Origin of the sequence: Roseibium sp. (genome assembly GCF_965276855.1) — a bacterium.
In the GTDB taxonomy this organism is placed as follows: Bacteria; Pseudomonadota; Alphaproteobacteria; order Rhizobiales; family Stappiaceae; genus Roseibium.
Genome location: NZ_OZ255700.1, coordinates 3,435,006 through 3,456,677, shown reverse-complemented (window position 1 = coordinate 3,456,677; position 21,672 = coordinate 3,435,006). Strand labels below are relative to the sequence as shown.

The following is a 21,672-nucleotide window of genomic DNA, read 5'->3' as shown; positions in this document are numbered from 1 at the left end:
CCTTACGCTGCCGAGATCTTGCAGAGAGTGGCTTTGGTCTCCTGCATCTGGGTAACGGAGTCGTAGCCGTAGGTTTGAGCCGTATTCGTGCTCTCGCCGAGAACATACGGGTCGGCCCCTTTTGGATATTTCGACCGCTGGTCTTCGCCTTGATAATGACCACCGAAGTGGAACGGCATGAAGGCAACGCCTTCGCCGACCCGCTCGGTCACCATTGCCATGACCTTGACCTTGCCGCCTTCCGGACCTTCTACCCAGACCTGCGCGCCGTCCCGAATACCAATGTTGTTGGCATCACGTGGATTAATTTCGACGAACATGTCCTGCTGAAGTTCGGCAAGCCACGGGTTCGACCGTGTCTCATCACCACCGCCTTCATACTCGACCAGACGACCGGAGGTCAGGATGATCGGGTAATCGCGGGAGAAGTCCTGCTTCTGGATCGACGCGTAAAGCGTCGGCAGACGATAGAACTTGCGGTCTTCGTAAGTCGGGTAATCCGCCACGAGATCCCTGCGATTGGTGTAGAGCGGCTCGCGGTGAAGCGGAACCGGGTCCGGGAAGGTCCATACAACAGCACGAGCCTTCGCGTTGCCGAACGGTGAGCAGCCGTGCTTGATGGCCACCCGCTGGATACCGCCGGAAAGGTCGGTCTTCCAGTTGGTTTTTGGTCCGGCGACAGCATCAATCGCTGCACGCTCTTCATCGGTCAGGTCACCGTCCCATCCAAGATCCATCAGCATCTGCATGGTGAATTCCGGATAGCCGTCCTGAATTTCCGCACCTGGATTTGAGACACCTTCGGCCAGGAGGTTCTGACCATCGCGCTCGACACCGAAACGTGCCCTGAAGCTCAAGCCCCCTTCGGCGACCGGCTTGGACATGTCGTAAAGGTTCGGTGTGCCCGGGTGTTTCATTTCTGCAGTACCCCAGCACGGCCACGGCATACCGTAGTAGTCGCCATCCGCGGGACCGCCATTTGCCTGCAGCGTCGTCCTGTCGAACGTGTGCTGGTTGGCCATGTGCAGCTTGATCCGCTCCGGAGACTGACCAGTGTATCCGACCGTCCACATACCGCGGTTAAACTCGCGGGTTGTGTCCTCGATGTTCGGCGTGATGCCGTCATCCTCAAGGGCAATGTTGCGGAAGATCCGGTCATGGAAACCGAACTTCTTGGCAAACAGGCCAATGATTTCGTGGTCGGTCTTGGATTCGAACAACGGCTCAATCACCTGGTCGCGCCACTGGATGGAGCGGTTTGAGGCGGTGACAGATCCATAGGTTTCGAACTGTGTCGTTGCCGGGAGCAGGTAGACACCATCCGTCCGGTCATGAAGCACGGCAGAGACGGTCGGGAACGGGTCAATGACGACCAGCGTATCCAGTTTCTCCATCGCGGTTTTCATTTCCGTCATGCGGGTCTGGGAGTTTGGAGCGTGGCCCCAAAGTACCATGGCCCGAACTTCGGCCGGCTGATCGGTGTTCGCCGGATCTTCCAGAACCCCGTCGATCCAACGGCTGACCGGAATACCGGTAAGGTTCATGAGGTTCTTTTCTTTGCCGTCAGCGCCGGTCGTCTTTGCGAACTGCCCTTTCAGCCAATCAAGATCCTCACCCCAGACACGGGACCAGTGCCCCCAAGCACCCGCGCTTAGGCCATAGTAGCCAGGCAGGGTGTGTGACAGAACGCCAAGGTCGGTTGCGCCCTGGACGTTGTCGTGACCGCGGAAGATGTTGGTGCCGCCACCGGTTGTGCCCATGTTGCCAAGAGCCAACTGCAGCACGCAGTAAGCGCGCGTGTTGTTGTTACCGTTGGTGTGCTGTGTTCCACCCATACACCAGATCACGGTGCCTGGACGGTTGTTTGCAAGCGTCCGCGCCACGCGTTTCAGCTGGCTGCCCGGAGTGCCGGTGACACGCTCGACTTCGTCCGGCGTCCACCTAGCGACCTCTTCCTTGATCTGGTCCATGCCCCAGACACGGGTCCGGATGAACTCTTTGTCCTCCCAGCCATTGTCGAAGATATGCCAGAGGATGCCCCAGATGAGCGCCACGTCCGAACCTGGACGGAAACGGACATACTCGTCTGCATGAGCAGCGGTACGGGTGAAGCGCGGGTCACAAACGATCAGCGGTGCGTTGTTCTGCTCCTTGGCGCGCAAGACGTGCAGCAAAGACACAGGGTGCGCCTCAGCCGGGTTACCGCCAATGATGAAGATCGCACGAGAATTGTGGATGTCGTTGTAGCTGTTTGTCATGGCGCCGTAGCCCCATGTGTTTGCTACGCCGGCAACCGTGGTCGAGTGACAAATACGCGCCTGGTGGTCAACGTTGTTGGTTCCCCAGTAGGCCGCGAATTTCCGGAACAGATAAGCCTGCTCATTGTTGTGCTTGGCCGAACCGAGCCAATAAACACTGTCCGGACCGCTTTCTTCGCGGATTTGCATCATCTGGTCGCCGATCTCGTTGATCGCCTGCTCCCAGCTGATCTTCTTCCACTCACCGCCTTCCTTTTTCATCGGATATTTCAGGCGGCGTTCGCCGTGCGCATGCTCACGAACGGCAGCACCCTTGGCGCAGTGTGCACCGAGGTTGAATGGGCTGTCCCAACCCGGTTCCTGGCCGACCCAGACCCCGTTGGAAACTTCAGCCACAACTGTACAACCGACGGAACAGTGTGTGCAGACCGTTTTCACGTTCTTCACGGCACCGGCGCCAGCTTGTGCTTTGGCTTGTGTTACAGAACCGCCCATGGCGGAAATGGCGGCCAATCCGCCAGCTGCGACACCGGAACCCTTAAGGAATGTCCGGCGGTCTACAGATTTATGTGCAGTGTCTCTAAGGATACTTGCACCTTGGGGGCGTCGCGCAACCCCATTGGTCTTTTTCCTAAGCATTTTGCCCTACCTTGCTGATACCCCATTTGGGTACGGCTGGGTGTGTCAGTGAACCGGCCATCGGGCGTCACGCAACCATCGGCCGGTGTGTTCACAGGGTCCAGTTAGAACCGGGCGCTGTCGTAATAGGCGCGGGTGTGCACGGTGTCTTGCATCTTCTCAGAAGCAAGATCCGGCTCAGCGGCTTGCGCAGCTGTTCCAGTCGCGACCACAGCAGCTGCGGCCGGGGCCGAAATGGCCGCCAGTTTCAGGAAGTCACGGCGTCCGGCCTCAAGGCCTGCGCCCGACTGTTCGGGTCGTTTCATCGTTGCAATCCTCCTCTCATTCCAGGCGGCGGCGCCGCCTTAATTGCCAACGTGAATGTTAGATTTTCCGGCATCGCGTCATGCCGGAAAATCTAATTGGGCAGCATCTCGAATGCTTCTGCTTCGATCTCCATAAACTGCCGCCCGAGCGACCCGACGGCCGAATAAAGGACCGACGTCCTTGAGGCCTCCAAGTCACTGAAGAAGTGCACGGCCCAAGGGCCCACATGTGCGTTGAAAAAGGACTTCTGGTCTGCGACCGAAGTGACCTTACCGAAGCGTCCAACGATCAACCCACCCATGATTTCCATGAGCGATGCAATGTTGTCCTCCGGCTCTTTTTTGCCCTCTGCGCGCTGAATACCGCGCTCAGCCATCTCTTGCCGTAGGTTTGCAAGAGGCTTTTCATTCAAAAACCCTGTCAGGTAATGGCTCGCGTAAGGCAAGAGCTCGCCGCGTCCAAGGCCGATGAACAACGCGTTGAACTCGCGCTCGGCGTCCTGCTACGATGTCACCGAAGCAAGTTTTGCAAGGGTTTTGAGGGTCGTGCCCAGCGGGGTGTCGTCGCCTGAAAGCGCAGCAATTTGCTTAAGGAGGCCATTGTCAGCCGGCCTTGCCAGCAGCACCCCCAGAAAATTATATAAGTCTGCTCTCGCCTGGTCTTCCGGGTCGATCACATATTCCGTAACAACAGCGGCCATGCGCCGTCACCTCCCTCAAACGCAAAGAGTTTAGCTCCCACAAGTCGGGTTCGATATTCACGAATAGTCGAACCTCATTCGGCGAGGGCGTTGAGGCGGCTCTGCCTCGACATTGGCTGTATCACCCGCCGAAGACTCAAACTCGTTGCGTATTGGCATATCTTGCAACAAGGCTTCTCCTTGCGTCAATTGCACAAGTGCTTCTTCATTTTCGCCACAATTATGCTGCTCTGCAGTATTTTCATCATCTTGCACTGCAGCAATTCTTTGGTTTGCTTCGTCTGGCTCGACGATCGCATCTGCCACCTCTTCGGCGATCTCGTCTTCCTCGCCTTCTACAAACCGTTCCACCATCCCTTTACCGACTTGATAGACGGTCTGGAGGTTGGAGACGACTGTTGCGGCATCAGTGAAGTCATCTGCGTAATCAACCAAGCCATCCAGGTTGGCGAGAACCGGATTGAGGCCCCAGAGTCTGCGCAGCGCACGCCGCTTAAGCCGCTCAGGAACCGCAGCTGACAAAAATTGGCTAAAGTCATCTTTTTCGGTGAGCGTATCGGGGTCCGGAAGGTTGAGTTCTTCGAGGATCTCAGCATCGCTTTTGGTTTCAAGCTCGGCCCGTTCCTTTGCGACCTCCGCTTCTTCTACCTGAACACGTTCCAGCTCTTCGGACCGCTGCACTGCCGCTTTTCGCCGCGACCAGAAATCCATACCCGCTTTTTCATCGCCGGTCATTGCAAGGTGTCCTTTGGCTTGCGCCGCGGAGAGCGGTAGACATCCGTCATCTGGCGAATACGGGGGTCGCCAATTCCTTCTTCTTGCAGATCGACCCGCTTTTTATCCCGACGGCGCTTGATAAAGATTTCGTCCTCATGATGGGTCTCGGCAAACTCTCGCACCCATGCGATCAGGCCCGGCGGCATCGGAACCTTTTCAACGAGAACGTCGCTCGTATCCGCATAGTCTTGCCCTTCGTAAGCTGAAGCAGTGATCAGCATCACCTCCATGGGGACGTCCCGGTCCAGCTCTTCGGCGGGCCGCATCACGACATAAAGCGAGGGCGTTTTGTCAGAGAGCGCGGTGAGATAGGCCTCGGTTTCGGCGCGGTGCAGCTCAAGCGGAAGGGTGGCCGCATGGTACTCAACTGCGTCTCCTTCCTTGCGCAGCACTTGCCAGTCTGCATCACCTGCGCCTGGCAAAAGCGATACAGCACGCCACGACCATTTCTGCCAGCGCGTCACGCCGGGCAAGCGGCGCACGACAACACCAACCGGCATCGAACGGCTTCTTTCCGTATTCACAGGCGCGCATCCTCCAGATATCCGGTCCGGCCGGAAATTTTATTTTTGCCCATGCTGACGCAACATCTGGAAATTTCAAGTCCTTACAAAGGCCACTTGACGGAAAGACACCTTCGCCCTTGATTAGAAACTGATGAGCCAATTTCCTGCGCGGGAGACGCTGAAATGGCATCATGGGGGAGAGGACGCGCGCTCGATGACAGAAGCGAAGTTGCTGCTGTGCGACTGCTTGAAAAGCCAGTCGATTAACGCAGAAGAGATTGAAAAATATACTGGGCTGGCTTGCTCGAAAGTCCACACAGCCCTGTGTCACACGGAAGCTGCAGTGGCCGAATCAGAGTTGCAGAGCGGCGACGTCGTCATTGCCTGCGCTCAAGAACGAACGTTTTTCGAAGAGCTCGCGCAAGATCTTGAAATTAATGACCCGCATTTTATCGATATCCGCGACCGTGCGGGGTGGACCTCGAACGATGTTGAACCAACGGCAAAAATGGCGGCGCTCATTGCTGAGGCCATGTTGCCGGACCCAGGTGAGCGCGTCGTCGACGTTTCCTCCGAAGGAACTTGCCTGCTACTTGGTGAACCGGACATCGCGTTTGATGCGGCCAAGCTTCTTTGTGACACACTGAGTGTGACTGTTCTGGTCACCCCCGATGTCGAGTTACCGGTTACTGACGATCGCCGCTTTGATGTCGTGCGCGGTCACATCAAATCGGCAACCGGTGCCCTCGGCGGATTTCAAGTCGCTTTCGATGCTCTGCAGGAACGCATTCCAGGAGGCCGGGGCGCATTCAACTGGACAGAACCGAAAGGCGGCGGCCAGAGCGCGTGTGACATCATCGTAGACCTGCGCAGGGATGCACCGTTGTTTCCCGCCGCTGATAAGCGCGAGGGGTATCTTCGCGCGGATCCCGGCAACAAGGATGCTTATTCGAAGGTTATCCTGGAAGCTTCTCAACTCATCGGGACGTTTGAAAAACCAATCTACGTAAAGGTCAACGAAGACCTTTGTGCGCACTCCAGAGCACAGAAAACCGGCTGCAACCGCTGCCTGAACCTTTGCCCAACCGGTGCAATTACTCCCGCTGGAGATCACATCACCATCGACCCGATGGTCTGCGCAGGATGCGGGATGTGCTCAGCGGTGTGTCCATCCGGCGCTGTTTCCTATGACGCTCCGACACCGCAACATGTCTTCAAGCGGATTGAGACGCTTTCAACGACCTGGCGGAAGGCGTCAAACGAGCCTCCACGCCTGCTAGTCCATGATGCGGCCTACGGTCTTGAAATCATCAAACTGTCGGCCCGATACGGCAAAGGCCTGCCGACTGACGTTATTCCGCTGGAAGTATCGGCATTGGCCGCTTTCGGCCACGCAGAGGCTCTTGCAGCCCTTGGATGCGGATTCGCCGCAGTCGACATCCTAGTGTCACCCCAAACAGAACAGGATGGTCTCCCCTTCCAGGTCGATCTCGCAAACTCCATTTCCGGAAACAACCAGATTCGATTGCTCGAACCAACGGATCCGGATGATTTGGAAGCCGCGCTCTATGAAGAGGCGGAACGGACAGAAAACGAGGCCCCAATCCTTCCGCTTGGATCCCGCCGACAGGTGACGCGCCTTGCCGCGAAGACCTTGAATGCACCGGACGCCGTGCTGGAACTTCCTGCCGGAGCCCCTTACGGCGCCGTTGCCATAAACGAAGACGCTTGCACATTGTGCCTTTCGTGCGTGTCCTTGTGCCCCTCTGGTGCCCTTAAGGAAAACCCTGATCAACCGCAACTTCGCTTCCAGGAAGACGCCTGCTTGCAATGCGGCATCTGCACAAACATCTGCCCGGAAAGCGCTCTTTCCCTTGTTCCGCAGCTGAACTTGACCGACGCGGCTTTGACACCGATTGTGCTGAAAGAAGAAGAACCGTTTGAGTGCATCGAATGCGGCAAACCGTTTGGGGTTCGCTCAACTGTCGAACGGATCATGGGGCAGCTCGCCGGCAAGCATTCCATGTTCAAAGATGGCGGGGCCGCCCGGATGATTCAGATGTGTGACGATTGCCGGGTCAATGCGGCTTACCACAGCGAGAACAATCCGTTTGAATCCAACGAACGCCCGCGGGTTCGAACCACCGACGATTACATCAGGCGCGACCATTGACCGTGCCTGATCAGGATCACTGGTACTGGAGCGGCGCGCCCAAATCGGCAGGCGGGATGCGTGAGACAAAGGCGAGGATGGCATCCAGATCGTCCAGCGTCATTTCGACCGGAACAATGGGCGGCGGCCGTGTTTCATCGAACGGCTCCGTTACGTCTTCGATCAGCGTAAATGACGGATGCGGATTGAGCGCGAAAAACGCCTCGAAACGCGGCTTCCAGTCCGCGAGCGTTCGAAGAATCGCGAAAGACGGAGTAGAGCCGATGCCCGCCATGCGCGTTGCGGCATTAACCCGGTGGCACCGCCCGCAATGCACCACGGCGAGCTTTTCGCCTTTTCCCGCATCTCCGGCGATCAGTCCGTCGTCGACTTCCTTTGCGATAGGAGCTGCAGCGGTAAATGCAAAGCCATCCTTAGCCGGAAAACCATCAATGGTCCGCCGGCCGACATCGCCGGTAAGCCACTCCATAAATCTTTTGGTACCGCCCGTTTCCTGTTCGACAAATGCGTACCATGTGCGGTCCAATCCTTCGAATACTGGTGTTCCGCCTTCCTCATCCAATAGCCGCACTTCGGCTGGATCCTCAGGCGAAACCAGTTCGATCCGCGTATTCGTTTTCAAGGAAAACCGGGGCAGCAGGTATTTCAGGAAACCGCTGTCGTTGAGATCTTGCGGCACGCTGAGCCGAAACGGCTCCGCAGAACGCACAGCATTAACTGACGCGCTCATCCAAATGCACGCAAACACGAATATCAAAAGTTTCCGGCAGGCCACGCGCTCCTCCTTCACGCAGCTGACATCAGGCTATAAGCGTAGAAGCGAAAATGCCGATACGTCAATGCATGTCAAAACAACGGGGAGGTCCAAATGAACGACGACTTTAACATGTCCATGCGCAAATTCCTGAAACAGGTTGGTGTCACATCCCAACAAGCCATTGAAAACGCAGTACGCGAAGCTGGCGCACCCGAGGGCAAAAGCTTTAACGTAAAGGCCGTGATCGTGATCGAGGAACTCGGCCTTGAGCATGTCGTTGAAGGCGAAATCAAGGGGTAAGGCGGACGTGTCCCTTTCACGCGAAACTGTTATTGAAACACTCAAGGCGATCGTGGATCCGGTGACGGGGGAAGACCTTCCGGCAACAGGCATGATCCGCGGCCTCAAGGTTGCTGATGGGACTGTGCGGTTCGTCCTTCAGATCGATCAAACTCGGGTTGATGAGATGGAACGGCTCCGTGAGGACGCCGTCCAGCGGCTTGAAGCCTTGCCGGACTGCTCGTCTGCGCAGGTGATCCTGACATCGCACTCTGACCAACCCACCACGCCAGCACCGGCAGCACCTGCTGCCCCAATCCCTAAGGCAGGTCCTGGAGAGCTGAAGCCGATCAAACCGATCCCGGCAGCACCTGGCACTTCCGGACCGCAGCATGTGCCGGGTATCAAGAAGATCATCGCGATTGCGTCCGGCAAGGGCGGTGTCGGAAAGTCGACTGTTGCCTCTAACCTTGCCTGTGCTCTGGCGGCCCAGGGCTTGAAGGTCGGTCTTCTGGATGCGGATGTTTATGGTCCGTCACAACCTGAAATGCTCGGCATCAAAGGACGACCGTCTTCACCGGATGGCCAGACCATTTTGCCATTGCGGAATCACGGCGTGACACTGATGTCGATCGGCCTGATGACATCTGGCGACAAGGCTGTTGTCTGGCGGGGGCCCATGCTGATGGGCGCTTTGCAACAGATGATGACCCAGGTTCAATGGGGCGCCCTGGATGTCCTGATTGTCGATCTGCCACCGGGAACCGGCGACGTCCAGATGACATTGTCGCAGAAGTTCATTGTCGACGGCGCAGTGATTGTCTCCACTCCGCAGGACATTGCCTTGCTGGATGCGCGCAAGGGCATCGACATGTTCCAGGAAATGAAAGTGCCGATCCTTGGCATGGTGGAGAACATGTCGACGCATATCTGTTCGAAATGCGGAAACGAGGAGCATATCTTCGGTCATGGCGGCGTCGCCAAGGAGGCCGCAAACCTGCAGGTTCCAGTGCTTGCGGAGATACCCTTGCACCTCAACATCCGCACTGCGGCAGATGGCGATACACCAGCCGTGATCAAGGCGCCAGATGCGCCGGAATCGGCAGCCTTCAAGAAGCTGGCAACAGCAGTGACAGAACAGCTTGCCGCTCAGGAGAGCTCGGCGTGAACGATCTCCAATTCCCGCCGCTCTTCCAGGGAGAAGCGGTCACCGGTACGGCTGACCCATTCGACCGCGCAATCGCCCTTGCTGTTGCGGGTACAGATCCCGGAACTGTTGTTTATAACCTTGGAGGTGGCACGTTAAGGGCAAGCCTGATCTTCGCTCCGGAAGTTCCGCTGGAAGAAGCGATGAGCATGCTGCCGGTCTGCGGCCTCGGTTTTCAGGCAGCTCTCGGCGCCCTCGCCCCGCCCGAGGTCGCGGTTCATTTGGATTGGGCTGGCGGCATTCGGGTAAACGGGGCCACCTGCGGGCGTTTTCGCGCACGCGCTTCAGGAGCGAACCCGGCCGAAACACCGGACTGGTTGATTATCGGCCTGGAGCTCAATGTTCAAACCCTTGAGGGAAATCCAGGCAACGATCCAGACCGGACCTCCTTGATTGAAGAGGGTTGCGGCGAAGTTGAACCCGAACGGCTTCTGGAAAGCTGGGTTCGCCACACGCTTTACTGGATCAACCGATGGCAGGAAGACGGGCCTCGTCCGGTGCATGCAGAATGGCGCGGCCTTGCAAAAAACCTCGGTGAAGACATCGATTTCAACGGTGAAACCGGGACATTTGTTGGCGTTGATGAGTTTTTCGGTATGCTGATGCGGAGGGATGGTGAAACAAAGCTTATTCCGCTGTCTACCCAACTTGAGGGATCAAAATGAAGCTTGCCCGCGCGATCCATCTCGATGAGAGCGACCAGAACGTTTATTTTTCGCCAGCAAGGACGGGCGAATGGTGCCTATCCGGCGGCTTTGAGTTCTCGGACTGGACGGAGGCGGAGCTGACCGGCAAGGCCAGACAGGCCTTCGTCAACGGCTGGCTCGGGTTGGAAACCTTCGGCCGGGTGACATTTGTGGCAGTTACTCCGATTGAGGAGCCAGAGTTCAACCAACTGGTGGACCGGCTGGCACAACACTTTGTCGACATCTATGGCGCCCCGTCTGTCGAGGCAGCAAGGGGCGTTGCGTCCGAAGAGCTGTCCTACATGGCCTCCATGTGCGCAGAGCACGACGATAACACGCTCCTCGCCGTCCAGCGTGAACTCTCGGACGAAGGCCTCCGGGAGGGCTTCTCGGCAATCAAGCCCCAGGCGGCAGAGCTCGACATGGTCGCCGTGCATGGAGACATGGGCGGGCACTAAGTTCTCTACAGTTTAAAAATAGAAAAGGGCGCCGGTTGGCGCCCTTTACGTGCTGATCGTTCGCTTATGTTGAGATCACATGATCTCTTCGAAAAGCGCTCGCGTGTTTTCGGCGGTCATCTCGATCGGATTACCACCAGTGCTCGGGTCACGAAGAGCCGCCGCGGTCAGTTCCTCGATATTCGGATCCTTGACGCCGAGCTCGGTCAAGGTCTTCGGAATGTTCATCGAAGCGTTGAACTCATCCACGAACGCGCAGAAGCCGTCAAAACCGCCTGAGATACCGAGATAGCCTGCTGCCTTGTCGAACCGGTCCGCAATTGCGGATTTGTTGAACTGAAGAACGGCCGGCATGCACACAGCGTTGGTCGTGCCATGGTGGGTGTGGTGCACCGCGCCGATCGGATGACTGAGGGCGTGAATGGCGCCGAGGCCCTTCTGGAACGCGGTCGCGCCCATGGCCGCGGCAGACATCATGTGTCCGCGTGCTTCCAGATCCGTGCCATCGGCGTAGGCTCGAGGCAGGTAGTCCACAACCAGACGCATGCCTTCCAGCGCAATGCCCTGGCTCATCGGATGGTAGTGCGGGCTGGAATAGGCTTCCACACAGTGGGCAAAGGCATCAAGGCCCGTTCCAGCGGTCAGGAACTTCGGCATTCCGACCGTCAGTTCCGGATCGCAGATCACCACGGACGGCAGCATCTTCGGATGGAAGATGATTTTCTTTTCCGCCGTATCGACCTTGGTGATGATGCTGGCGCGGCCAACTTCGGATCCGGTCCCGGCGGTTGTCGGAACCGCAACGATAGGCGCAATCGCATCGGCGTTTGCCCGGGTCCACCAGTCCCCTATGTCTTCAAAATCCCAAAGCGGACGGGTCTGCCCCGCCATGAAGGCAATCACCTTAGCAAGATCGAGCCCAGAGCCGCCGCCAAAAGCAACAACCCCGTCATACCCACCATCCTGGTAAACCTTAACGCCTTCTGCGGCGTTCAGATCCGTTGGGTTCGGGTCGACTTCGGAAAACAGGCCCCGGCCCAGACCGGCAGCATCCAGCAGGTCCAGGGTCTTGGTGGTGATGTCCATGCTTGCCAGACCTTTGTCCGTAACAAGCAGCGGCTTGGAGATACCGGACGCCTTACAGGCATCGGCGATTTCCGAAATACGTCCCGCGCCGAAGCGCATGGCGGTTGGATATGACCAATTGGCAGTCAGCACCATCTTATTGAGCTTTCTTGAGGTGATAGGATTTCGGACGTGTCAGATTGTGATAGCCGATAATGGACAGACCGCCGCCGCGGCCGGTGTCCTTGCAACCTGTCCAGCACAGCGCCGGATCCAGGTAATCTGCACGATTGAGGAAGACGGTTCCGGTCTCGATCTGATCGCCGATGGCTTCCGCGCGGGCAACATCCCGGGTCCAGAGCGATGCTGTCAGACCGAAATTGCTGTCGTTCATCAGCCGGATAGCTTCCGCATCGTCTTTGACTTTCACGATGCCGACAACGGGGCCGAAGCTCTCATCGCGCATAACGCGCATGGAATGATCCACATCGACGAGGATTTGCGGCATCAAGTAGGCGCCGCCATCATCTTCCGGGAACTTTGCAGGATCGATCAGGGCCTTGGCCCCATCTGCAATGGCTTCTTGCGTCTGGGCACGGACTTCTGCCGCGAAGCGGGCATGGGCCATCGGACCAAGGGTCGTTTCGGGGTCAAGCGGATTGCCGAGCTTGTAGCCTTCGACAATCTTTACCGCCTTTTCGACAAAGGCGTCATAGAGGCTCTCCACCACATAGATCCGCTCAATGCCGCAGCAGCATTGACCGGCATTGAACATGGCACCATCGATCAGTGTATCGACCGCTGCATCAAGATCCGCATCTTCCATGACGTAGCCCGGGTCTTTGCCGCCGAGCTCAAGACCAACCCCGGTAAACGTTCCAGCTGCGGCCTTTTCCATCGCCTGACCGCCCCCTACTGAGCCCGTGAAATTCACGAAACCAAAGGACTTTTCAGCAATCAGCGCAGAGGTTGTAGCGTGATCCAGAAATACATTCTGGAATACGTCTTCCGGAACGCCTGCTTCGTGGAAAGCCTTCGCCATGCGCTCGCCAACCAACAGCGTTTGAGAGGCATGTTTCAGAACAACAGAGTTCCCTGCGATCAACGCGGGTGCGACCGTATTGATCGCGGTCATATAAGGGTAATTCCAAGGAGCCACGACAAGCACCACGCCATGGGGAACGCGCTTGATCATCCGCTTGAATGCCGCATCATCGGCAACTTCGATCGGCGCCAGTGCCTCGGCAGCAATCTCCGCCATGTAAGAGGCACGCTCTGTAAAGCCGCCAAACTCACCACCGTAGCGGACGGGACGGCCCATCTGATGGGCGAGTTCGGGAACGATCTCGTCGTTCATCTCACCGACCTTGGCAACTCCGGCGAGAACAAGAGAGATCCGGTCTTCCAGCGGACGTGCTTGCCAGGCGATCTGAGCGGATCTTGCCCGCGCGACAGCCTCGCGGGCGTCGTCGGCGGACAAGACAGGGCGCTCCGCATAGACCGAACCGTCAATCGGAGAAATACAGGTTACTTTGCTTGTCATGTTTAGGCTCTTTCAAAACCCCGGGCGATTTCATAATCGGTGACAGCCCGGTCGAACTCTTCGATTTCCCATTCCGCTGCGCGGGCATAGTGGTCAATGACCGCGTCGGAGAAAGCTTCCCGCAGGAATTTTGATTTGCGCAGTGTTTCGCGCGCATCCCGCAAGGTGTGTGGGATTTCCTTGGCTTTTTTTGCTTCATAGACGTCGCCGGATGTCGGCTTATCGAGCGGCAGTTCATCCTCAATTCCCTTAAGGCCGGCTGCGATCTGAACTGCAAGCGCCAAATATGGGTTCAGATCCGAACCGCCAATGCGGCACTCGATGCGCAGCGCTTTGGTCCCCTCGCCACACAAGCGGAACCCGGCGGTGCGGTTGTCGACAGACCAGACCATCTTGGTCGGCGCGAAAGTCCCTTTTTGGAAGCGTTTGTAGCTGTTGATGTAAGGTGCCAGGAAGTAGGTGTAGTCGGGCGCGTATTTGATGAGGCCCGCCAGATAATGCTGCATCACCTCCGACATTCCGTATTCGCCGTCGGGATCGCAAAACACGTTGTTGCCGTCTTTGTCGAACAGCGACTGGTGCACGTGAGATGAAGAGCCAACCTTGTCGCTCGCCCATTTCGGCAGGAACGTCGCTGACCGACCCTTTGCCCATGCGATTTCCTTTACCGCGTGCTTTGAGATCGTATGATACTCGGCGGTATCAAGAGCCGGTGCGTACTTGATATTGAGCTCTTCCTGACCGGCTTCGGCCTCACCCTTGGTATTCTCCACCGGAATTCCAGCGGCATAGAGACCGTTGCGGATCGGCCGCATCACGTCCTCTTCCTTCGTTGTTTGAAGGATGTGGTAGTCTTCGTTGTAGCCGGAGATCGGCTCCATATCCCGGTAACCGCTCTTGCGCAGCTCATCGAAGCTCTTCTCGAAAAGGAAGAACTCAAGTTCGGTTGCCATGATAGGTGTAAGGCCCAGGGCGTTCATGCGCGCAACCTGGGTCTTGAGCATCGCGCGCGGCGAGTGCGGAACTTCCTTGTGAGTGTGGTGATCAAGAACATCACAGATCACCATGGCCGTGCCTTCGAGCCACGGGATGCGGCGGATCGTGGAGAGATCCGGCTTCATGACGTAGTCGCCATAGCCGCCCGACCAACTGGTCGCGGCATAACCCTCCACGGTGTACATCTCTAGGTCCGTTGCCAGCAGGTAATTGCAGCAATGGGTTTCTTCGTAAGCGCTGTCCACGAAATGCTGGGCCAGAAAGCGTTTGCCCATCAACCGTCCCTGCATATCGACGATGCAAGCAAGTACTGTGTCGATCTCACCCGATGTCACGAGTGATTTCAGGGCATCAAAGGTCAGATTTCCCGGCATGTTGTCTGGTCCCTATTTGGCGGTTTACGAGCGCTCTTATTCAAAAAAATTCCCGGTCCGGAGGGTTCTATTTTTCCGGACCGGTAGTTGCAAGAACCGGCCACCCCGAAGGGTGAGATGGCCGGCTCCAGGGCTTGCATTAGGTGTAGCGGTAAGGACGTCCAGCTTTCTGCATGTCCTGATTGTACTTCTTGAAGATCTCGACAACTTTCGCCTTTGTCGGAGACTCTGCAGCGATCTCATCCCAGAAGACCATGGCAGCGGCTTCAACTGTTGCCCACTCTTCGTCCGGAATGGATGTCAGTTCCATCTTGGTGCCGTTGACCCGCAGATTCGCTTCACCGCCCCAATACCACCATTGGCGATAGTAGTGCGATGCATCCATGGCGAGCTGCAGCATCGTTTTCAGGTGATCCGGAAGCTCATTCCAACGCTCTTGGTTGGCAAAGAACGAGCCTGCCCAAGCGCCAGAGATGTTGTTGGTCAGGAAGTAATTGGTAACGTCAGCCCAACCGACCGTGTAGTCTTCGGTGATGCCGGACCAGGCAATACCGTCGAGCTCACCGGTCTGAACCGCAACTTCAATATCTTCCCAAGGCAGGGTTACCGGAACAACGCCGAACTGTGCCATGAAGCGGCCGGCCGTCGGGAACGTGAAGACGCGCTTGCCTTTCAGATCTTCCAGCGAGCGGATTGGGTCTTTGGTGGCAAAGTGGCACGGGTCCCAAGCGCCGGCAGAGATGTGCTTGACGCCAACCTTGGCGTATTCTTCTTCCCAGATCTCTTTCAGGCCGTACTGATTGAAGAGCACCGGCACATCCAGGGAATACCGGGACGCAAACGGGAAATAACCCCCGAAGACAGTGACTTCGGTCGGAGATGCCATGGAGTCATCGTCAGACTGCACCGCATCGATTGTTCCCTGTTGCATGGCACGGAAGAGTTCACCCGTTGGGACCAGCTGGTCGGCGGTGTAGAGTTCGATCTCCATTTCACCATTCGCCGCCTTGTTGAAAGCGTCGATGTGCGGTTTGATCACGTGCTCGGCCAGCGCCGGGCCTGCGTAGGTCTGAAGGCGCCACTTGATTGGCGTCTGGCCGTGAACGGCCGGTGCGGCCAGCGTTACGGCACCTGCGGCTGCAACGGTACCTGTCCCGGCTTTTTTGAGAAAATCACGTCTGTTCGTCATTACTGTTCCCCTAATTTTCGGTTCCAAGGTCAAGCGGTCCGTCCGTTTGCCGGATCTCATTTAACCGCACATTCAAATCCGTTTCCTCCGGATATATTGTTTTTGTCCCGCTCCGCGCATCATCGGCTGTAAACCAGTTCAGGCAGCCAAAGAGCGATTTGCGGGAAAGCCATGACAAGGGCCAGCGCAAGAGCCATCACCAGGACAAACGGGGTGATCGACCCGTAAATGTCCCGCATGGTGATGTCCTTGGGCGCCATTGCCCGCATCAGGAAGAGGTTGTAGCCAAACGGTGGCGTCATGTAGGCGATCTGTGTCGTGATCGTGTAAAGCACTCCGTACCAGATCAGCACCTGCCCGACCGGCATGCCCAGATCCAGCGTTGCCACCAGAGGCACATAAAGCGGAGCCACGATCACCAGCATTGCCGTGTCGTCCAGAAACGTTCCCATCACCAAGAACGACAGCTGCATTAGGATTAAGATCATCCAGGGAGACAGGCCAAGCTGTTCGGTGAAAAGGTTCTCGATCGCTTTGACTGCGCCGAGCCCGTCAAAGACGGCACCAAAGCCAAGAGCCGCCAGAATGATCCACATGAACATGCAGGAGATGCCGAGCGTGTTTCGCAGGCAAAGGATCAGAATGTCCATGGTCATGCGGCGTTTGATGATCGATGCAAGCAAGGCCGCCAGAGCCCCGATTGCAGAGCTTTCAACCAGGCTAGTCCAGCCGTTGACGAACGGCACCATCATCACCGCGAAAATGATGAGCGGAAGCAGGCCGGCAAGTAACAGCCGATACTTCTCTTCCTTGGAGGCCTCCCGCTCTTCTACTGTGAGGGCGGGGCCAAGATTGGGCTGAAGCTTGCAGCGGACTGCGATGTAGACAATGAACATGGCCGCCATCATTAGCCCTGGGATGATACCGGCAAGCCAGAGCTGTCCGACAGGTGCCCGTGCGATCATTGCATAAAGCACGAGGACAACGGAGGGCGGCACCAGAATGCCCAACGATGACCCTGCCTGGATCACCCCCGTGACCATGCGCTTGTCGTACCCTCGTTTCAGGAGTTCCGGCAGCGCAATGGTCGCCCCAATCGCCATGCCCGCAACCGACAATCCGTTCATGGCTGAAATCAGAACCATGAGCAGGATCGTCCCGATGGCAAGGCCACCATTGAGCGGGCCCATCCAAACGTGGAACATTTTGTAAAGATCGTCGGCGATCTTTGTTTCGGACAGGACATAGCCCATGAAAATGAACATCGGCAGCGTCAGCAGCGGATACCATTTCATAAGCTTCATCGCCGCGGAAAACGGTATATCCTGACCGCCGACACCCCACAGGCTGATGGCTGCAATGGCTGCAATACCGCCAATGGCTCCGAACACCCTCTGCCCGGTGAGCAGCATGAGCATCATCGATGAGAACATCAAAAGGGCGATCATCTCGTAAGACATCAGATGGTCTCTCCCCGGATGGTCGCAATATCCTTGATCAGCTCAGAAATGGTCTGCAAAAGCATTAGGAAAAAGCCGATACACATGGTCACCTTGATTGGCCAGAGAACTGGCCGCCACGCCGTCGGACTGCGTTCGATATAGCCCATGACCTCTCCGGCGGCAGCAGGCCCGCCGGTAAAGAAGGCGACGACCAGCTCCCAGTAGAACTCCGGAAACTCCCGGCCGAAATAACCGAGAGAATAGGCTGTAGACCCAAGCGCCCCATAAAGGAGAACACCAAGATAGAAGATCAGAAGAAGCACGGTGAAGGCATCGAACCAGGCCTTTTTCTTGATGCTCCACTCCGCATAAAACAGGTCCATGCGGACATTCGACCCAAGCTGAACAGAATAGGGTCCGCCCAGAACGTAGTAGGCGACCATTGCAAACTGCGCCACTTCCAGGGTCCAAAGCGACGGATTGAAAAACGTCTTGGAGATTGAGGACCACAACAGGATCCCCGCCATGACAAAGACACCCCACATGATGACTTTGCCCAGACCGCGATTGAAACCGTCAACCGCGTGAACATACCAATGGGCGATCCTAGGCATGATCGGCAACCTCCTTCCGCAACACCGTTTTGGCAGCGGATTTCAACAAAGGTCCCAAGATGTCCGCCCAGTGCAGCTCCTCATTTGGCGTGCGCACTTCGTCGTTCCGGATTTCGATCATCAGGCATGGCAGCGACTTGTCTTCGCCATGCCGCCTGACGGTGTAATAGACCCCATCGGAGGGGGCATAGGGCTCATTGTCGCCAACTGTCAGATCGCCACGTGCCTTCAACCCGGCCAACACAGGGTCGGCCAGGCGGCGGTCGTTTTCGGAAATCAAACCGATTTCCCAGGGCCGAGATTTGCCTTTGTAAACCGGTGTATAGGTGTGGATGGACACCACTGCAGACGGCAGCCCCTTGTCCGCCCGAAGCGCAAGCACTTTGTCGATCGCATCGTGAAACGGGCGATGAACCAGATTGATCCGGAATGTCCGCTCTTCATCGGATAAATTCTTGTTTCCGGAGATCTCTGTCAGCTCACTCAAGCACGGCGTCAGATCTTCGCGAGTCTCTTCGCGATTGCAGTCAATGACCAGACGGGAAACCGTTGTATAGATCAAAGGCGCATCAAGCGCCTTCGACAACGCCATCGCGACGCCGAGCGCGCCCGGATCCCATGAAATGTGCGCGGATTTCTCTTCATCCGACACACCAAGGCACTGATCATAGGGAGCAGGAAAATGATTCGAAGCATGATCACACAAAAGGACCAGCTCACCGGCACCTTCTGCATTTACAACCTCTACAGCACGGGACATTCCGCCGTTTTGGTGGTTTGATCCCATTCATCCCCCCGGAAAAGCGCCTGCTTGTTTCTGTAATGTTTGTTACAGTATTGCCGACAAATTCAAACTCTGTAATATCTGATACACGAAATGCGGTTCTGTCAAACAGTTTTGATAGCTCCGCCAAAAATTGAGGCAGCAGCCCATGGAACGCCCACTTTTGGACGACATACGTGATCGGCTCGACGAGTTTACCGCGACCGAAAAGAAAGCGGCGCATGCCTTGATGGCAAATTATCCCGTGCAGGGATTGGGGACTGTTGCGGAGTTTGCAAAAGCCGCCGGGGTGAGCGCTCCGACCATCCTCAGGTTTGTGGCCCGGCTGGGGTTTCCAGGCTTCGCGGAATTCCAGAAAAAGCTGCGCAGCGAACTCGCCAATCAGCTGAACTCCCCGCTCGCGCGAAGCACCAGTCTTGCGAAGGATACAACGGGCGACCCGCATGTCGGGCAACTGATCGAGAACATCCGTGAGACATTCGACCATCTACCAAAAGGCGAACTTGACGGTCTTGTCAAACTATTGGCCGACGACCGCAAGACTGTTCACCTGATCGGTGGGCGGTTCACTGACGGCCTTGCAAGGTATATGGCAGCGCACTTGCGTATCGTGCGGCCGAACGTCGTTCATGTGGCCGGACAGCACGGGAACTGGCTCGACCAGTTGCTTGGGATTGGCCCGAAAGATGTTGTGCTGGTCTTCGACATCCGCCGGTACCAGGCAGAGATCATTCAGTTTGCAGAAGATGCGGCCAAACAAGGGGCGACCGTTGCGCTGGTCACAGACAGCTGGATGTCCCCCATTGGCCGAATAGCTTCCTACGTGTTGCCAGCCCGTGTCGCAGTTCCCTCGCCATGGGATTCATCCCTGGCGCTGATGGCTATTGCCGAAGTGTTGATTGCCGGGGTGACGCGGGAAAATCAGGACAAAGCAGAAGAACGGATGCGCGCCCTGGAGGCACTTCGCAATTCCCATGACCCCGCAACTGAGAGCCGGACCGATACACCGGACATCTAAAGTCTAAGGTGTAGAAAGCTTTCCGGCCCAGTCCAGAAAAAATGCCTGTGCCTTCGTGAGGTTGGCGGCAGCCTGATCTGAAAGGCCTTCCTTCACCTCACCGTATTCCACACCGGTTATCCCAAGTACAAAGGCGGTCGGCACCGCGCCATAAAGGGTTTCACACAAGGATAGGACGGTTTCGGGAACCAGACTGTGGCTGCCCAGAACTTCCGGCGCACCAGGTTTGATCTCGCGGAACGAAAAGGGCTCCGAGCTCCCAATCTCTGCGTCTGCAAACACGACAAGCTCATGTCCAGAGACATCAAAGGCGTGCTCTGCGACGAGCTGGTAATCGGTATCGATCGTCCAGGACGTCAGGTCACGCGCTGCCATGCCTTCAGAAAACGCAGGCCCGAGCCCATCGTCTCCCCGACCCGGATTGCCGTACCCAATCAACAACATCCCAGCGCCCTCATACCGACTGCGCCTTGCTATCGACCAGCTCCCCGTCCGCGTTGAACAGCTCCACCTGCAACGGCATCTGGCCCAGTGCATGAGTGGCACAGGAGAGGCACGGATCATAAGCCCGGATCGCAACTTCGACATGGTTGAGCATGCCCTCTGTGATCTGGTCATGACCACTTAAGTGTTTGACGGCGACATCCTTGACCGCCCTATTCATGCCCTCGTTGTTGTGTGTCGTTGACACGATCAGATTGCAATAGGTGACCTGATCGTTTTCATCGACTTGATAATGATGAATAAGGTTTCCGCGCGGTGCTTCGATGACGCCAATCCCCTCGCCGCGCCGGTCCCCGGTCACAACCAAGTCGTCTCCTTGAAGGTCTGGGTCGTTGAGCAGTTCGCGGATCTTCTCAACGCAATGCACGACCTCGATCATCCGGGCCCAGTGATTTGCGAGCGTCGAATTGTTTGGGTGGCCATCCGTGACAGCTTTAAGCTCGTCCAGTGCCGCGTTGGCAATTGGCGTATCTATGAAGCTCGCCGTATTCATACGTGCCAGCGGACCGACCCGGTACCATCCAACGTCCGGCCCTAATTCCTTGATGAAGGGAAACTTCATATAGGACCAGGACCGCACATCCTCGATCAGACGCTCATGATACTGCGTATAGGGTAGTTGATCGAAGATCTCGTCCCCGGTCGAATTCAATGCGCGGAGGTTGCCATGGTAGAGATCAAGCGCACCATCTTCCTCTCGTACGAGAGACATGTAGTTCGACGGAAATGATCCGAACTTGGCGACCAGATCCTCATGTTGGAGCGTGTAGTCTCTGGCAAGCTTGACCGCGTCCTGTGCCCATTCGAGCATCTCATCAATCGTGCTCAGAAAATGATCGCGTCTTTCGATCGGAAGATTGCGGTTGATGCCCCCAGGGATAGCGCCGGTTCCATGGATCTTCTTGCCCGCCGTCGCCTCGATGATCTCCTGACCGTATTTGCGCATCAGGACGGCGCGTTTGCCGAGCTCTGGCTGTTCCCTGATCACTTCGAAGATGTTGCGTTTCTCGGCAGGAGCCCCAAACCCGAACAACAGGTCTGGCGCCGCCAAATGGAAGAAATGCAGTACGTGGCTCTGCATGACCTGCCCGTAGTGCATCAACCGCCGCATTTTCTCAGCGGTTGGCGTCAACTGATCGACGCCCACGATCATGTCCATGGCCTTGGCGGCTGCCAGATGATGGCTGACCGGGCAAATACCACACAGGCGTTGCACGATGACCGGAACTTCCCACATGAGGCGCCCGCGAATGAAGCGTTCGAAGCCACGGAATTCGACAATATGCAGCCTGGCCTCATCCACTTCGTTTTCCGAGTTGAGGTGAATGGTAACTTTCCCATGCCCTTCGACACGGGTGACCGGTGAGATTTCAATCAGTCTGGGTTCGCCCATAAAC

Annotated in this window: 22 protein-coding genes; 6 read left to right on the top strand and 16 right to left on the bottom strand. The window is 56.8% G+C overall.

Going from position 1 to position 21,672, the window contains the following annotated elements:
- Window positions 1-2 precede the first annotated feature (2 nt).
- From ACQY4Z_RS15960 to ACQY4Z_RS15935, 6 genes are all read right to left on the bottom strand, one after another.
- Window positions 3-2,897 carry a molybdopterin-dependent oxidoreductase gene (locus tag ACQY4Z_RS15960; RefSeq protein ID WP_133951686.1) on the bottom strand — a complete coding sequence of 965 codons (2,895 nt, stop codon included), beginning with the start codon at window positions 2,895-2,897 and terminating at the stop codon, window positions 3-5.
- 104 nt (window positions 2,898-3,001) lie between these two features.
- Window positions 3,002-3,202, bottom strand: a complete 201-nt coding sequence (locus tag ACQY4Z_RS15955) for a hypothetical protein (RefSeq protein WP_008190930.1) — start codon at window positions 3,200-3,202, stop codon at window positions 3,002-3,004.
- A gap of 92 nt (window positions 3,203-3,294) precedes the next feature.
- Entirely contained in the window at window positions 3,295-3,678 is a 384-nt protein-coding gene (locus ACQY4Z_RS15950) for a TorD/DmsD family molecular chaperone (RefSeq protein ID WP_428522837.1), read from the bottom strand.
- A 27-nt stretch (window positions 3,679-3,705) separates the two neighbouring features.
- Window positions 3,706-3,903 carry a hypothetical protein gene (locus tag ACQY4Z_RS15945; protein ID WP_428522835.1) on the bottom strand — a complete coding sequence of 66 codons (198 nt, stop codon included), beginning with the start codon at window positions 3,901-3,903 and terminating at the stop codon, window positions 3,706-3,708.
- A gap of 57 nt (window positions 3,904-3,960) precedes the next feature.
- Window positions 3,961-4,638 (bottom strand): DUF3306 domain-containing protein, encoded by a 678-nt coding sequence (locus ACQY4Z_RS15940; protein ID WP_428522833.1) that lies wholly within the window; start codon window positions 4,636-4,638, stop codon window positions 3,961-3,963.
- Window positions 4,635-5,180 carry a DUF3305 domain-containing protein gene (locus ACQY4Z_RS15935; protein WP_133951682.1) on the bottom strand — a complete coding sequence of 182 codons (546 nt, stop codon included), beginning with the start codon at window positions 5,178-5,180 and terminating at the stop codon, window positions 4,635-4,637. The genes ACQY4Z_RS15940 and ACQY4Z_RS15935 overlap by 4 nt, the downstream gene beginning before the upstream one ends.
- A gap of 220 nt (window positions 5,181-5,400) precedes the next feature.
- Between ACQY4Z_RS15935 and ACQY4Z_RS15930 the strand changes: the two genes are divergently transcribed.
- Window positions 5,401-7,359 (top strand): 4Fe-4S binding protein, encoded by a 1,959-nt coding sequence (locus ACQY4Z_RS15930; RefSeq protein ID WP_428522830.1) that lies wholly within the window; start codon window positions 5,401-5,403, stop codon window positions 7,357-7,359.
- 16 nt (window positions 7,360-7,375) lie between these two features.
- On the opposite strand, the gene ACQY4Z_RS15925 is transcribed toward ACQY4Z_RS15930, so the two are convergent.
- Complete coding sequence (locus tag ACQY4Z_RS15925; protein WP_428522828.1) at window positions 7,376-8,089, bottom strand: c-type cytochrome; 714 nt, start codon at window positions 8,087-8,089, stop codon at window positions 7,376-7,378.
- A gap of 138 nt (window positions 8,090-8,227) precedes the next feature.
- Between ACQY4Z_RS15925 and ACQY4Z_RS15920 the strand changes: the two genes are divergently transcribed.
- Genes ACQY4Z_RS15920 through ACQY4Z_RS15905 form a run of 4 tightly spaced genes read left to right on the top strand, consistent with a single transcriptional unit; the run spans window position 8,228 to window position 10,746 of the window.
- On the top strand, window positions 8,228-8,416 hold the full coding sequence (locus ACQY4Z_RS15920) for a DUF6494 family protein (protein ID WP_008193496.1): 189 nt from the start codon (window positions 8,228-8,230) through the stop codon (window positions 8,414-8,416).
- 7 nt (window positions 8,417-8,423) lie between these two features.
- Window positions 8,424-9,563, top strand: coding sequence for an Mrp/NBP35 family ATP-binding protein (locus ACQY4Z_RS15915; protein ID WP_428522826.1), 1,140 nt, complete (start codon window positions 8,424-8,426; stop codon window positions 9,561-9,563).
- A complete protein-coding gene (locus ACQY4Z_RS15910) occupies window positions 9,560-10,267 on the top strand; it encodes a DUF4444 domain-containing protein (protein WP_428522824.1) in 708 nt (235 codons plus the stop codon). The genes ACQY4Z_RS15915 and ACQY4Z_RS15910 overlap by 4 nt, the downstream gene beginning before the upstream one ends.
- The gene (locus ACQY4Z_RS15905) at window positions 10,264-10,746 is read left to right on the top strand and encodes a DUF6505 family protein (RefSeq protein ID WP_008193811.1); all 483 of its coding nucleotides are present in this window, start codon (window positions 10,264-10,266) and stop codon (window positions 10,744-10,746) included. Before ACQY4Z_RS15910 ends, ACQY4Z_RS15905 begins: the two co-directional genes overlap by 4 nt.
- Window positions 10,747-10,821: 75 nt before the next feature.
- On the opposite strand, the gene ACQY4Z_RS15900 is transcribed toward ACQY4Z_RS15905, so the two are convergent.
- From ACQY4Z_RS15900 to ACQY4Z_RS15870, 7 genes are all read right to left on the bottom strand, one after another.
- Window positions 10,822-11,967, bottom strand: coding sequence for an iron-containing alcohol dehydrogenase (locus tag ACQY4Z_RS15900; RefSeq protein ID WP_422021269.1), 1,146 nt, complete (start codon window positions 11,965-11,967; stop codon window positions 10,822-10,824).
- Window position 11,968: 1 nt separating this feature from the next.
- A complete protein-coding gene (locus ACQY4Z_RS15895) occupies window positions 11,969-13,354 on the bottom strand; it encodes an aldehyde dehydrogenase family protein (RefSeq protein ID WP_428522821.1) in 1,386 nt (461 codons plus the stop codon).
- 2 nt (window positions 13,355-13,356) lie between these two features.
- Complete coding sequence (locus ACQY4Z_RS15890) at window positions 13,357-14,724, bottom strand: glutamine synthetase family protein (RefSeq protein WP_428522819.1); 1,368 nt, start codon at window positions 14,722-14,724, stop codon at window positions 13,357-13,359.
- Between the two features lie 139 nt (window positions 14,725-14,863).
- Window positions 14,864-15,913, bottom strand: a complete 1,050-nt coding sequence (locus ACQY4Z_RS15885) for a TRAP transporter substrate-binding protein (protein WP_055670853.1) — start codon at window positions 15,911-15,913, stop codon at window positions 14,864-14,866.
- A 119-nt stretch (window positions 15,914-16,032) separates the two neighbouring features.
- Window positions 16,033-17,373 (bottom strand): TRAP transporter large permease, encoded by a 1,341-nt coding sequence (locus tag ACQY4Z_RS15880; RefSeq protein WP_428522816.1) that lies wholly within the window; start codon window positions 17,371-17,373, stop codon window positions 16,033-16,035.
- Window positions 17,373-17,969 carry a TRAP transporter small permease subunit gene (locus ACQY4Z_RS15875; RefSeq protein WP_428522814.1) on the bottom strand — a complete coding sequence of 199 codons (597 nt, stop codon included), beginning with the start codon at window positions 17,967-17,969 and terminating at the stop codon, window positions 17,373-17,375. Before ACQY4Z_RS15875 ends, ACQY4Z_RS15880 begins: the two co-directional genes overlap by 1 nt.
- Window positions 17,962-18,756, bottom strand: a complete 795-nt coding sequence (locus tag ACQY4Z_RS15870; RefSeq protein WP_428522812.1) for an N-formylglutamate amidohydrolase — start codon at window positions 18,754-18,756, stop codon at window positions 17,962-17,964. The genes ACQY4Z_RS15875 and ACQY4Z_RS15870 overlap by 8 nt, the downstream gene beginning before the upstream one ends.
- A gap of 145 nt (window positions 18,757-18,901) precedes the next feature.
- On the opposite strand from ACQY4Z_RS15870, the gene ACQY4Z_RS15865 reads away from it, so the two are divergent.
- Window positions 18,902-19,771, top strand: coding sequence for a MurR/RpiR family transcriptional regulator (locus tag ACQY4Z_RS15865; protein ID WP_428522810.1), 870 nt, complete (start codon window positions 18,902-18,904; stop codon window positions 19,769-19,771).
- 3 nt (window positions 19,772-19,774) lie between these two features.
- On the opposite strand, the gene ACQY4Z_RS15860 is transcribed toward ACQY4Z_RS15865, so the two are convergent.
- Both ACQY4Z_RS15860 and ACQY4Z_RS15855 read right to left on the bottom strand, forming a co-directional pair.
- Window positions 19,775-20,215, bottom strand: coding sequence for a hydrogenase maturation protease (locus tag ACQY4Z_RS15860; RefSeq protein WP_428522808.1), 441 nt, complete (start codon window positions 20,213-20,215; stop codon window positions 19,775-19,777).
- Window positions 20,216-20,225: 10 nt separating this feature from the next.
- Window positions 20,226-21,668, bottom strand: coding sequence for a Ni/Fe hydrogenase subunit alpha (locus tag ACQY4Z_RS15855; protein ID WP_428522806.1), 1,443 nt, complete (start codon window positions 21,666-21,668; stop codon window positions 20,226-20,228).
- Between the last annotated feature and the right edge of the window lie 4 nt (window positions 21,669-21,672).

Bases quoted from the DNA above. Each gene is read 5' to 3' on its own strand.
- ACQY4Z_RS15960 (WP_133951686.1), bottom strand. From the start codon at position 2,897: ATGCTTAGGAAAAAGACCAATGGGGTTGCGCGACGCCCCCAAGGTGCA.
- ACQY4Z_RS15955 (WP_008190930.1), bottom strand. From the start codon at position 3,202: ATGAAACGACCCGAACAGTCGGGCGCAGGCCTTGAGGCCGGACGCCGT.
- ACQY4Z_RS15945 (WP_428522835.1), bottom strand. From the start codon at position 3,903: ATGGCCGCTGTTGTTACGGAATATGTGATCGACCCGGAAGACCAGGCG.
- ACQY4Z_RS15940 (WP_428522833.1), bottom strand. From the start codon at position 4,638: ATGACCGGCGATGAAAAAGCGGGTATGGATTTCTGGTCGCGGCGAAAA.
- ACQY4Z_RS15935 (WP_133951682.1), bottom strand. From the start codon at position 5,180: ATGCCGGTTGGTGTTGTCGTGCGCCGCTTGCCCGGCGTGACGCGCTGG.
- ACQY4Z_RS15930 (WP_428522830.1), top strand. From the start codon at position 5,401: ATGACAGAAGCGAAGTTGCTGCTGTGCGACTGCTTGAAAAGCCAGTCG.
- ACQY4Z_RS15925 (WP_428522828.1), bottom strand. From the start codon at position 8,089: ATGAGCGCGTCAGTTAATGCTGTGCGTTCTGCGGAGCCGTTTCGGCTC.
- ACQY4Z_RS15920 (WP_008193496.1), top strand. From the start codon at position 8,228: ATGAACGACGACTTTAACATGTCCATGCGCAAATTCCTGAAACAGGTT.
- ACQY4Z_RS15905 (WP_008193811.1), top strand. From the start codon at position 10,264: ATGAAGCTTGCCCGCGCGATCCATCTCGATGAGAGCGACCAGAACGTT.
- ACQY4Z_RS15900 (WP_422021269.1), bottom strand. From the start codon at position 11,967: ATGGTGCTGACTGCCAATTGGTCATATCCAACCGCCATGCGCTTCGGC.
- ACQY4Z_RS15895 (WP_428522821.1), bottom strand. From the start codon at position 13,354: ATGACAAGCAAAGTAACCTGTATTTCTCCGATTGACGGTTCGGTCTAT.
- ACQY4Z_RS15890 (WP_428522819.1), bottom strand. From the start codon at position 14,724: ATGCCGGGAAATCTGACCTTTGATGCCCTGAAATCACTCGTGACATCG.
- ACQY4Z_RS15885 (WP_055670853.1), bottom strand. From the start codon at position 15,913: ATGACGAACAGACGTGATTTTCTCAAAAAAGCCGGGACAGGTACCGTT.
- ACQY4Z_RS15880 (WP_428522816.1), bottom strand. From the start codon at position 17,373: ATGTCTTACGAGATGATCGCCCTTTTGATGTTCTCATCGATGATGCTC.
- ACQY4Z_RS15875 (WP_428522814.1), bottom strand. From the start codon at position 17,969: ATGCCTAGGATCGCCCATTGGTATGTTCACGCGGTTGACGGTTTCAAT.
- ACQY4Z_RS15870 (WP_428522812.1), bottom strand. From the start codon at position 18,756: ATGGGATCAAACCACCAAAACGGCGGAATGTCCCGTGCTGTAGAGGTT.
- ACQY4Z_RS15865 (WP_428522810.1), top strand. From the start codon at position 18,902: ATGGAACGCCCACTTTTGGACGACATACGTGATCGGCTCGACGAGTTT.
- ACQY4Z_RS15860 (WP_428522808.1), bottom strand. From the start codon at position 20,215: ATGTTGTTGATTGGGTACGGCAATCCGGGTCGGGGAGACGATGGGCTC.
- ACQY4Z_RS15855 (WP_428522806.1), bottom strand. From the start codon at position 21,668: ATGGGCGAACCCAGACTGATTGAAATCTCACCGGTCACCCGTGTCGAA.